This window comes from Agrobacterium sp. DSM 25558 (assembly GCF_900100825.1).
Taxonomy (GTDB): Bacteria; Pseudomonadota; Alphaproteobacteria; order Rhizobiales; family Rhizobiaceae; genus Agrobacterium.
In genome coordinates, this window is record NZ_FMUD01000001.1 from 478850 (window position 1) to 490359 (window position 11510).

Consider the following 11510-nt stretch of genomic DNA (forward strand, 5'->3'; position numbering starts at 1 on the left):
GCGTCCTTAAACGCCAACCGCCTCCTGGCGCTGTTTCGCAAGCACCGCCAAATCCGCAGGCTTCAACTCGACAGACTCACCACAGCCACAAGCAGACGTCTGGTTCGGGTTGGTAAACGTAAATCCGGATCGCATTTTCGTGATTTCAAAATCCATCTGGGTGCCGAGCAGATACAGCACGGCCGATGGTTCGATCCAGACTTTGGCGTCCTGAAATTCGATGAGATCATCCTTGGCAGATGGCTCAGTCACCATGTCGATGGTGTACTCCATACCCGCGCAGCCACCTTTTTTGATGCCCACGCGAAGGCCCTTGGCGTCTGGCCCGGAATTCTCGACGATTGCTTTGACTCGGGAGGCGGCAGCCTCGGTCATCGTCATTACTGCAAAGCCCATGGGCCCATTCTCCTTCAACAAACGGGTTCAAGGCCCGATGCTTTCATGGATTGAATCTAGTCTGATCAGTCGCCGGTATCAAGGCTCAATACCAGCCGACAGCAACCTGCGCTTCTTCCGACATGCGATCCGGCGTCCATGGTGGATCGAACGTCATTTCGACGGTGACGCCCGACACGCCTTCAACGGCACCCACGGCATTTTCCACCCAGCCCGGCATTTCCCCGGCAACGGGGCAACCAGGGGCTGTCAGGGTCATCATGATCTTGACCATGCGGTCGTCCTCGACATCGATCTTGTAGATCAAACCGAGCTCGAAAATATCCGCCGGAATTTCCGGGTCGTAGACGGTCTTCAACGCCGCGATCACGTCATCGCTGATGCGCGCCAGCTCGTCCGGCGCGATGGTCGAAGATGTCGCCACGAGGGCGCTCACTTCGTTATTCGGTTCAGTTGTTTCAACAGTCATGGTCCTGATCCTTCAGGCGAAAAACTTGCGGGCATAATCCAGCGCTTCGGCCAGAGCGTCCACTTCCGCGCGCGTACTATAGAGGCCGAACGATGCACGGCATGTGGAGGTGACGCCGAAGCGTTTCAAGAGCGGCATGGCGCAATGGGTGCCGGCACGCACGGCCACGCCGCGCCTGTCTATCACCATCGACACGTCATGGGCGTGAATACCTTCCAGCTCAAACGAGAAGATACCGCCCTTGCCCGGCGCATTGCCGATGATGCGCAGCGAATTGATCTCGCGAAGACGTTCTGCCGCATAGGCCGCCAGATCCGCCTCATGCGCCGCAATCGCTGCACGGCCGATGCCGTCCATGTAATCAAGCGCATAACCGAGACCGATGGCCTGCACGATGGGGGGTGTACCCGCTTCAAAACGGTGCGGCGGCTCATTATAGGTGATTTCGTCCTCGGACACGTCGAGAATCATCTCGCCGCCGCCCTGGAACGGGCGCATCTCTTTCAGGCGGTCGGCCTTGCCATAGAGCACGCCGATGCCGGAGGGGCCGTAAAGCTTGTGGCCGGTCATCACATACCAGTCGCAATCGATATCGCGCACATCCACAGGCATATGAACTGCGGCCTGGCTGCCATCCACCAACACCGGAATTCCACGCTCATGCGCAATGCGGCAGATTTCCTTGACCGGAACGACGGTTCCCAGCGCATTCGACATATGCGTGATGGCGACCAGCTTGGTCTTTTCGGTCAGGCTCTTTTCGAAATCCTCGATGTGGAACGCGCCATCATCATCCACCGGCACCCAGACGAGTTTTGCGCCCTGCCGTTCGCGAATGAAATGCCATGGCACGATATTGGAATGATGCTCCATGATCGAGATGACGATCTCATCGCCCTGGCCGATCTTGGGCATGCCATAGCCGTAAGCGACAGTATTAATGGCCTCGGTGGAGGATTTGGTGAAGACGATTTCGTCCACCGAACCGGCATTTAAAAAGCGGCGCACCTTTTCGCGCGACGCCTCATAGGCATCGGTTGCGGCATTGGAGAGAAAATGCAGGCCGCGATGCACATTTGCATATTCATTCGAATAGGCATTCGAGATGGCATCGATGACGACCTGCGGCTTTTGCGCGGACGCGCCGTTGTCCAGATAGACCAGCGGTTTGCCATAGACCTCGCGCGAAAGGATCGGAAAATCCTTCCGCACGGCTTCGACGTCATAAGGGGCGGCCACTGCGGCGCGTTCGCTATCAGGCATGATGTTCCAGCCAGCTGGCGATGATATCTTCAAGCGCTTCTACCAGTTGTTCATCTTCCAGCTCTTCGATGATTTCATCGACAAAAGCGTTGACCAGCATGGCCCGCGCCTTCGCCCGTGGCACGCCACGCGCCATGAGGTAATAGAGATGGTTGTCGCTGATATCGGCAACGGTCGCACCGTGGCCGCACTGCACATCGTCCGCGAAGATTTCGAGTTCAGGCTTCGCCGAAAACTCGCCATCGTCAGACATCAGCAACGTGTTACAGGCCATCTTGGCATCGGTCTTCTGTGCATCCGGCGCAACCCGGATCATGCCCTGGAAGATGCCCTTGGCACGGTCGAACACCACGTTGCGGAACACTTCCGTCGAGGTCGTGTTCGGCACGTTGTGGCCGAGAACCATGGTTACGTCGGTATGCGTTTCGCCACCCAGCAAGTTGACGCCGCGAATGGAAAGGTCGGAACCCTCGCCGTTCACATCGACGCGCAGTTCCTGACGCACCAGCTTGCCACCGGCATTGATGACGAACAGACGCAGCTTGGCATCCGCACCCATGACGATGCGCAGCTGACCGAGATGCGTATCGGCTGCACCCTGCTGCTGGAGAATGACATATGTCGCTTCCGCACCGTCCTGAACCTCGATCTCGCTGACCGAAGATACGAAGGCTGCCTCATCGGTCACCGACAGGTGACGTTCGATGATCGTTGCCTTGGAGCCCTTGCCGAAGGTGACAGGGAAGCGGCTGTGAACCTGCCCTGCCCCATGGATGGCCTGAAGCTCGAGCGGATTGACGAAGACGGAATCATCGGGAACAACGACGGACAGACCATCACGCACGAAGCTGCCATTGATCCGCCCAATCGCGTCATCCTTGCTGGCAGCAACGAGAGCTGCCGCAGCGGTGCCGTCGGTGAGGCTCTCCGCATAGCTTTCGATCTTAAAGCCTTGGACCTCTGAATCGGTTGCCTTGCCGTGCATCACATAAGCAATCGGCGCACCGGAAACGAGTGCCGCACGCTTCTCGATGACAGGTGCTGGCGCATCTTCGGGCAAGCCGCGCAAAAGCGTCTTCAGATCGGTATAGTGCCAAGCCTCGACGCGACGCGTCGGCAGTCCACCGGTCTTCAGATCATCGAACAGCACATCGCGTGCAGCAACGACGTTACCATCGCCTGGCAGTGCACTGAACTTCGCGGTGAAAGCTTCAGCCAGCGCTAGTTCCGCTGGCGTTTGCTGGTTGGTTGTTTGCATGTTCATAACATCACCTTTCCCAGCCAATCAGGCTGCTTCACCGATGATGTCGGCGTAACCATTGGATTCCAGATCGAGCGCCAAGCTCTTGTCGCCGGAACGAATGATCTTGCCCTTGTAGAGAACGTGAACACTGTCAGGCACGATGTAATCCAGCAGGCGCTGATAGTGGGTGATGACGATGGTGGCGCGGTCCGGCGACTTCAGCGCGTTGACGCCATCGGCTACGATCTTCAGCGCATCGATGTCGAGACCAGAGTCGGTCTCATCAAGCACGCAAAGCTTCGGCTCCAGCAGCGCCATTTGCAGAATCTCAGCGCGCTTTTTTTCGCCACCGGAGAAGCCGACATTGAGCGGACGCTTGAGCATGTCCATGTCGATCTTCAGATCGCCAGCGGCTTCCTTCACCTTTTTGATAAAGTCAGGCGTGGTCAGCTCAGCCTCGCCGCGTGCCTTGCGCTGCTCGTTCATGGCAACCTTCAGGAACTGCATGGTGGCAACGCCCGGAATTTCGACAGGGTACTGGAAAGCCAGGAAAATGCCCTTTGCCGCACGCTCGGCAGCGTCCAGTTCCAGAATGCTTTCGCCGTTATAGAGAATGTCACCGGAGGTAACTTCGTAATCTTCACGGCCCGACAGAATGTAGGACAGCGTGGACTTGCCAGAGCCATTCGGCCCCATGATAGCCGCCACTTCACCAGCTGCAACCTTCAGGTTCAGGCCCTTGATGATCTCAGTTTCGGTATCGGCGATCTTTGCGTGCAGGTCGATGATTTCAAGCATGTTTGTTTCCTATCCGTACAGCGGTTTCAAGGGCCGCCTGTTTGGCCATGTTGCAGGCCCGCTCTCAACTGTTTAGTCCGTCATCCTCGGGCTTGTCCCGAGGATCTAATCACGTCAATTGTAGTCACCCGATGCCAGCGTATTTTCATGCGGCTTATAGGCATTTTCCATCTCGTCAATGCGCTCGAAAAGGTCGAGCCAAGTTGGATTTAATTCTTCCACCAGTCTGATTTTCCATTCACGCAGATAGCGCTTCAACGATTTCTCTCGCTGGATCGCCAGCACGATATTCGGATGGGTCTCGAACCAGACCAGGCTCTTTGCCCTGTATTTCTCGGTGTAACCTTTTCGTACTGCGTTGCGATGTTCCCAAACCCGTGCTTGCAAATCGCTTGTGACACCGGTGTAGATTACACCCCGTGGTTTATCGGACATCATGTAGACGAAACCGCTCATCCAACATCCCACGGCAGCAGATCCTCGGGACAAGCCCGAGGATGACGAAAGGACCGTTAACCCACACTACCTTCCAGCGAAATCCCGATCAGCTTCTGCGCCTCAACCGCAAATTCCATCGGCAACTGCTGAATAACGTCCTTTACGAAGCCGTTGACGATCAGCGCGATGGCTGACTCCTCGGGGATGCCGCGTTGCAGGCAGTAGAACAGCTGGTCCTCGGAAATCTTTGATGTCGTGGCTTCATGCTCGAACTGGCAGGACGAGTTTTTCGCTTCGATGTAAGGCACGGTATGCGCGCCGCACTTGTCGCCGATCAGAAGGCTGTCGCACTGCGTGAAGTTGCGCGTGTTCGTCGCCTTGCGGTGGGCGGAAACCTGGCCGCGATAGACGTTTTCTGAGAAACCGGCAGCGATGCCCTTGGCGATGATGCGGCTCGAGGTGTTCTTGCCGAGGTGGATCATCTTCGTGCCAGAATCGATCTGCTGATGGCCGTTGGACACGGCAATCGAGTAAAACTCACCACGGCTGTCATCACCGCGCAGAATGCAGGACGGGTATTTCCAGGTGATGGCAGAGCCGGTTTCGACCTGCGTCCACGAAATCTTCGAACGGTGGCCACGGCAATCGCCGCGCTTGGTCACGAAGTTGTAGATGCCGCCCTTGCCGTCCTTATCGCCCGGATACCAGTTCTGGACGGTGGAATATTTGATTTCGGCATCATCCAAAGCCACAAGCTCGACCACGGCAGCATGCAGCTGGTTTTCGTCGCGCTGCGGCGCCGTGCAGCCTTCGAGGTAGGACACATAAGCGCCCTCTTCCGCGATGATCAGCGTGCGCTCGAACTGGCCGGTGTTCTTCTCGTTGATACGGAAATAGGTGGACAATTCCATAGGGCAACGAACGCCCTTCGGCACGAACACGAAGGAACCATCGGTAAAGACAGCCGAGTTCAGCGTCGCATAATAATTGTCCGTCGTCGGAACGACCGAGCCGATATATTTCTTGATCAGATCGGGATATTCGCGAATGGCTTCTGAAATCGACATGAAAATCACGCCAGCCTTCATCAGCTCTTTCTTGAAGGTCGTGACGACAGATACGCTGTCGAACACGGCATCCACGGCCACGCGGCGGTTTTCGACGCCAGCCAGAATTTCCTGCTCCATTAGTGGAATGCCAAGCTTCGCGTAAACCTTCAACAGCTCAGGATCGACATCCTCGAGCGATTTCGGGCCGGGCGTGCTCTTCGGCGCGGCGTAATAATAGAGATCGTTGAAATCGATCTTCGGGTAATTGACGCGGGCCCAGGTGGGCTCTTCCATCGTCAGCCAGCGCTGGTAAGCCTCAAGACGCCATGCAAGCATCCATTCCGGCTCTTCTTTCTTGGCGGAAATGAAACGGATGACATCTTCGGACAGGCCTTTCGGTGCCTTGTCCACTTCGATCTCGGTTTCAAAACCGTATTTGTACTGGTCCACATCGATCTGGCGGACCTGATCGATCGTTTCCTGAACCGCTGCCATAGTCGTTCTCCAATCTCGCCGGATCCAAGGTCCGGTGGCTTGTCAACGTATCAAGACGGAAGACCCGCCTTCATTCGTGTCGAGCATAACTTTTATCGTTATGCCTTATTTAGGGACCGGATGGCGCTTTTCACACTCTCCGGCAAGCGGAAATTTGACTTTCCGCAATTGTTTTTGGCCTCACGCCGCCTGCACCGCCAGCTTTCGCCGCCCGGCAATTTTAGCAAAAGCGCCAATCGCTTTGTCAATATCGGCCTCGGTCGTCGCCGCGCCCAGCGAAATGCGCAGCGCACCCAGCTTGGGGTCATGCCCCATGGCCGTCAGCACGTGGCTCTCGCCCACCTTGCCGGAAGAGCAGGCAGCACCCGCCGAAAGCGCGATGCCCTCGATATCGAATGCGATCTGCCCGGTTTCAGATTTCAGGCCCGGCAGAGTGAAGAATGTGGTGTTGCAAACACGCGCCGCATCGGCACCGTGAATAATAACATCAGGCGCTGCGACGCGCATCGCGTTTTCGAGCGTTGCGCGTAGGTCGCTCAAACGCTGCGCTTCTGCATCGCGGTTTTTCAAAGCCTCGACGGCAGCCGTTCCAAACCCAATGATAGCGGAGGTGTTTTCCGTACCGGACCGATGACCTTTTTCCTGGCCACCGCCATGGATCAAAGGCTTCGGCATCATCACCTCACCACGGGAAATCAATGCACCCATACCTTTCGGGCCACCGATCTTGTGAGAAGACACGATCAGGAAATCCGCGCCGAGCGCTTCGATATCAACTGCAACACGGCCAACCGCCTGAACGGCATCGACAACCAGCAAACCGCCCGCGGCATGCACGAGACGCGCCGCTTCGGCCACGGGCTGAACAATACCGGTCTCATTATTGACCAGCATCAACGCGACCATCGGCAAACCTTTGGCGGCATCATGCGATGCCAGAGCAGCCTCAAGAGCCGCCAGGTCAAGCACGCCATCAGCCGTCACCGAGCTTTCGCTGACATCGGCCTCGTCGAACCGACCGCCTTCGCGAATGGCGGGATGCTCGATGGCCGAAACGTAGAGATGACTGACAGAAAGTGCTGAACGACCCATCTTGAACGACGGCGACAGAACCAGATTGGCCGCTTCTGTCGCACCGCTGGTAAAGACAACATGCGACGCCTGAGCGCCCACCAGAGCGGCCACATCACGACGCGCCGCTTCCACAGCAGCACGAATGGCGCGACCTTCCTTGTGGACGGAAGACGGGTTGCCGGACAAATCCAGAGCCGAGACAAACGCATCCCGGACGGCGGGCAGCAAGGGTGCCGTCGCGTTCCAGTCCAGATATGTGCGCGTTGTCGTGCTCATGGGGAAACTGTCTGTCTAACCTTAGATTGATGCGCCAAAGCGCATTTTCCTTGAAATTTCCGTCGTGCTTGCCTTATGACACGTCCAACAGTGCAGACAGCACACGAAGTTTCGAATAATTCTAAACTGGGTTTTAGAAAAGCTGACCATCCGCGTCAAGTCTTCTTGCGCATGGAAAAGGTTTAGAAACACAAAAACACGACCGGAGTACATATGCCCGAAGTCATTTTCAACGGCCCTGCGGGTCGCCTCGAAGGCCGCTACCAGCCATCCAAGGAAAAAAGCGCCCCGATCGCCATCATCCTGCACCCGCACCCGCAGTTCGGCGGCACGATGAACAACCAGATCGTCTACCAGCTGTTCTATCTCTTCCAGAAACGCGGCTTCACCACATTGCGCTTCAACTTCCGCTCCATTGGCCGCAGTCAAGGGGAGTTCGATCACGGCGCAGGCGAGTTGTCGGATGCCGCATCGGCGCTCGACTGGGTCCAGAGCCTGCACCCGGATTCGAAGAGCTGTTGGGTCGCCGGTTACTCCTTCGGTTCGTGGATCGGCATGCAGCTACTGATGCGCCGCCCGGAAATCGAAGGCTTCATGTCGATTGCGCCACAGCCCAACACCTACGACTTCTCGTTCCTGGCACCATGTCCGTCGTCTGGTCTCATCATCAATGGCGATGCGGATAAGGTTGCGCCTGAGAAGGACGTGAATGTTCTGGTCGAAAAGCTGAAGACGCAAAAGGGTATTTTGATCACCCACCGCACCCTGCCGGGCGCGAACCACTTCTTCAGTGGCCAAGTGGATACGCTGATGAGCGAATGCGAGGATTATCTGGATCGCCGTTTGAACGGCGAGTTGGTGCCTGAGCCTGCGGCGAAGCGGATTCGGTGATCTGATGCCGCCACCCCGCACTTTATGCGGGGCCTAGTGCGATCAAGTTCTTGATCGTGGAAGAGTCTTCTTCTGGCATCCCATGCACAATTGACCGGCGGTGCGTGGGGCTCACCCCCCTCTGCCCTGCCGGGCATCTCCCCCACAGGTGGGGAGATCGACTCGTTGAGACCTACCGGTCATCTCATAGGTTGAGGTTGGAACAATATCGGCGTGCCCAGCCAATCTCCCTCCTTGTGGGGGAGATGCCCGGCAGGGCAGAGGGGGGTGAGCCACACCCGCTGTCATATATTACACCCTCGCCAAAACCCCACCCGTCACCGGCTCCGTCACTCCCGTTGTCCCAGGATAGGTCAGCGGCAACCCCCTCAGCGACCGCACGGCTAAATAAGCCCAAGCCTCCGCCTCCATCGCACCGCCGTCAAACCCCGCATCCTCTGCCGCGATAACCGCTGCACCCAGCTTCGCCGCCTGCTCAGAAAACTCGCCCATAATCACCGGGTTCAACCGTCCCCCCCCACAAACAACATAAGTCTTCACCCCCTCCGGCAAATAGCTCGCAGACTTGAGGATCGCTGCACCCGTCAAATGCGCCAGCGTCCGCGCACCATCCTCCAGCGAAACCTCCCCCTTTGCAGGCGGCATAAAATCCGAGCGGTCCAGCGAGCGGCGGATGTTGGCGGAAAAGAACGGGCTTTCCATATAGCGTGACACCAGTGACGGAACGACGGAACCTCTTGCCGCCGTCGCACCGCCCTTATCGTAAGCCTTGCCCGTGTGCGCCTCGATCCATTGGTCGATGAGCATGTTGCCGGGGCCGCTGTCGAAGGCTGCAAGTGTGCCGCTTTCACCGATATAGGTGAGGTTGGAAATACCGCCGATATTGACGAAAACTGCAGGCGTTTCGAACTGAGGTGGCAAATTGGCGGCGAGCGCTGCGTGATAGACAGGTATCAACGGTGCGCCCTGCCCGCCATGCACCATGTCATTGGCGCGCATGTCATAGACCACATCGATGCCGGTCTCCTCCGCAAGTAGAGGCCCGTCGCCGATCTGCACCGTCAAAGCGTCATCCGGGCGGTGCAGCACCGTTTGGCCGTGAAAGCCGATGACGTCAATGTTCTGCGCACTCAAACCGTGACGGTAGAGAAAGGATTTTACCGACGCTGCATGCGCCAGCGTCAACTTACGCTCGGCCTCACCCAGATCGTCGGGGCGTTCGTCGCGTCGGCGGATGGACTTGGCCGTGACCAGCGCCTTTTGCCATGTCGCGCGCAGCTGCCGATCATAGGGAAAATAGCCACTCGGGCCATGCCTCACGATGCTTTCGCCATCCGTGCGCAGAAGCGCGATGTCGATGCCATCCATGGACGTTCCGCTCATCAGCCCTATCGCCGTTCTGACCTCGCCCATATCATTCTCCTGCCCGATGGAATCATCTCGTTACCGATTGCGGATATTCATGGCGCAAACGGGTGCATTTATCAAAAAACAATGCTAATGGCGCGGCATTCACTGGCATTTAAGTGATGCAGAAGACCCAACCAGAAAGAAAAAGGTTATGTCCAGGTTCAAGTCCGATTTCCTCCGCACGCTCGATGAGCGCGGCTTCATTCACCAGATCTCCGATGAGGCAGGTCTCGATGAACTCTTCGCCAAGGAAACCGTGACTGCCTATATCGGCTTCGATCCGACTGCGCCCAGCCTTCACGCTGGCGGTCTGATCCAGATCATGATGTTGCACTGGATGCAAAAGACCGGCCACCAGCCTATCTCCCTGATGGGGGGCGGCACCGGCATGGTCGGTGATCCATCGTTCAAGGACGACGCACGTCAGCTGATGACGATCGATACGATCGAAAGCAACATCGCCTCCATCAAGCGCGTCTTCGCCAATTACCTCAACTACGACGCCGCAACCGCACCTGCCCTGATGATCAACAATGGCGACTGGCTGCGCGATATCAACTACCTCGAATTCCTGCGCGATGTCGGCCGTCACTTCTCGGTCAACCGCATGCTGTCGTTTGAAAGCGTGAAGACGCGGCTGGATCGCGAGCAGTCGCTGTCGTTCCTCGAATTCAACTACATGATCCTTCAGGCCTACGATTTTGTTGAACTGAACAAGCGTACCGGCTGCCGTCTGCAAATGGGCGGCTCCGACCAGTGGGGCAACATTATCAACGGCATCGACCTCGGCCACCGCATGGGCACGCCACAGCTTTACGCGCTGACCTCGCCGCTTCTGACCACATCTTCGGGTGCTAAGATGGGCAAGTCGATGAACGGTGCCGTGTGGCTGAACCCGGATATGCTGTCGGCTTACGATTTCTGGCAATACTGGCGCAACACCGAGGATGCTGACGTTTCCCGCTTCCTGAAGCTCTACACGACGCTGCCGATGGACGAGATCGCGCGTCTCTCGGCGCTGGGTGGTTCGGAGATCAACGAGGTCAAGAAAATCCTCGCGACCGAAATCACCGCCATGCTGCATGGTCGCGACAATGCCGAGCAGGCAGCCGACACGGCGCGCAAGACCTTCGAAGAAGGTGCATTGGCAGACAACCTGCCGTCCATCGATGTGCCGAAAGCTGAACTTGAGGCAGGCGTCGGCCTGCTGTCGCTGATCGTCCGCGCCGGTCTTGCAGCCTCCAACGGCGAAGCGCGTCGTCACGTTCAGGGCGGTGCGGTGAAGATCAACGACCAGAGCATGTCGGACGAGCGTCAGGTTATCGGCGCTGGTGAAGTCACCGCAGATGGCGTCATCAAGCTATCGCTGGGCAAGAAGAAGCACATTCTCGTGCGGCCTGTTTAACCACCCTCCTCCGTCACCCCGCACTTGTGTGGACGAAATGTGGTTTACTTGTTGCATTGACCGGGATGCGCATCCCGGTCAATGCAGGCAGGAGGCCGTATTTCCGCACCGGTTTGAAAGAGCCGACATCAAGCAAGGCCCTGCCTGCTCCCTTTAACCCCGAACGGTTGATCGGGCTTTCGCCCGCACCACAAGACTGGGAGCAAGGCCATGATACAGGAACTTACCGTTGTTGGTATCGACATTTCCAAAGCCCGCTTCGATGTCTGCGCGTATCCTGCGGGAAAGCACTGGAGTACAAGC

General features: G+C 57.3%; 11 protein-coding genes. 2 read left to right on the forward strand and 9 right to left on the reverse strand.

Annotation, left to right across the window (positions count from 1 at the left end):
• Positions 1-6: 6 nt before the first annotated feature.
• The 8 genes from sufA to DSM25558_RS02490 all read right to left on the reverse strand — a co-directional run bounded on the left by sufA (position 7) and on the right by DSM25558_RS02490 (position 7501).
• The gene (gene sufA, locus DSM25558_RS02455) at positions 7-396 is read right to left on the reverse strand and encodes a Fe-S cluster assembly scaffold SufA (protein WP_077101374.1); all 390 of its coding nucleotides are present in this window, start codon (positions 394-396) and stop codon (positions 7-9) included.
• 85 nt (positions 397-481) lie between these two features.
• Positions 482-865 (reverse strand): SUF system Fe-S cluster assembly protein, encoded by a 384-nt coding sequence (locus tag DSM25558_RS02460; protein ID WP_077101376.1) that lies wholly within the window; start codon positions 863-865, stop codon positions 482-484.
• Between the two features lie 12 nt (positions 866-877).
• Positions 878-2128: a cysteine desulfurase gene (locus DSM25558_RS02465; protein WP_077101378.1), complete on the reverse strand. Its 1251-nt coding sequence runs from the start codon at positions 2126-2128 to the stop codon at positions 878-880.
• Positions 2121-3392, reverse strand: coding sequence for a Fe-S cluster assembly protein SufD (sufD, locus tag DSM25558_RS02470; protein WP_077101379.1), 1272 nt, complete (start codon positions 3390-3392; stop codon positions 2121-2123). Before sufD ends, DSM25558_RS02465 begins: the two co-directional genes overlap by 8 nt.
• 21 nt (positions 3393-3413) lie before the next feature.
• Positions 3414-4169, reverse strand: coding sequence for a Fe-S cluster assembly ATPase SufC (gene sufC, locus DSM25558_RS02475; protein WP_062449420.1), 756 nt, complete (start codon positions 4167-4169; stop codon positions 3414-3416).
• A gap of 114 nt (positions 4170-4283) precedes the next feature.
• Positions 4284-4625 carry a GIY-YIG nuclease family protein gene (locus DSM25558_RS02480; protein WP_077101381.1) on the reverse strand — a complete coding sequence of 114 codons (342 nt, stop codon included), beginning with the start codon at positions 4623-4625 and terminating at the stop codon, positions 4284-4286.
• A gap of 56 nt (positions 4626-4681) precedes the next feature.
• A complete protein-coding gene (sufB, locus tag DSM25558_RS02485; protein ID WP_077101383.1) occupies positions 4682-6151 on the reverse strand; it encodes a Fe-S cluster assembly protein SufB in 1470 nt (489 codons plus the stop codon).
• Between the two features lie 180 nt (positions 6152-6331).
• On the reverse strand, positions 6332-7501 hold the full coding sequence (locus tag DSM25558_RS02490) for a cysteine desulfurase family protein (RefSeq protein WP_077101385.1): 1170 nt from the start codon (positions 7499-7501) through the stop codon (positions 6332-6334).
• Between the two features lie 213 nt (positions 7502-7714).
• Here DSM25558_RS02490 and DSM25558_RS02495 point away from each other — a divergent pair, with 213 nt between their 5' ends.
• A complete protein-coding gene (locus DSM25558_RS02495; RefSeq protein WP_067645511.1) occupies positions 7715-8392 on the forward strand; it encodes an alpha/beta hydrolase in 678 nt (225 codons plus the stop codon).
• 291 nt (positions 8393-8683) lie between these two features.
• On the opposite strand, the gene DSM25558_RS02500 is transcribed toward DSM25558_RS02495, so the two are convergent.
• Complete coding sequence (locus tag DSM25558_RS02500) at positions 8684-9805, reverse strand: anhydro-N-acetylmuramic acid kinase (RefSeq protein WP_077101387.1); 1122 nt, start codon at positions 9803-9805, stop codon at positions 8684-8686.
• A 148-nt stretch (positions 9806-9953) separates the two neighbouring features.
• Between DSM25558_RS02500 and tyrS the strand changes: the two genes are divergently transcribed.
• Positions 9954-11207: a tyrosine--tRNA ligase gene (tyrS, locus tag DSM25558_RS02505; RefSeq protein WP_077101389.1), complete on the forward strand. Its 1254-nt coding sequence runs from the start codon at positions 9954-9956 to the stop codon at positions 11205-11207.
• Positions 11208-11510: the final 303 nt, after the last annotated feature.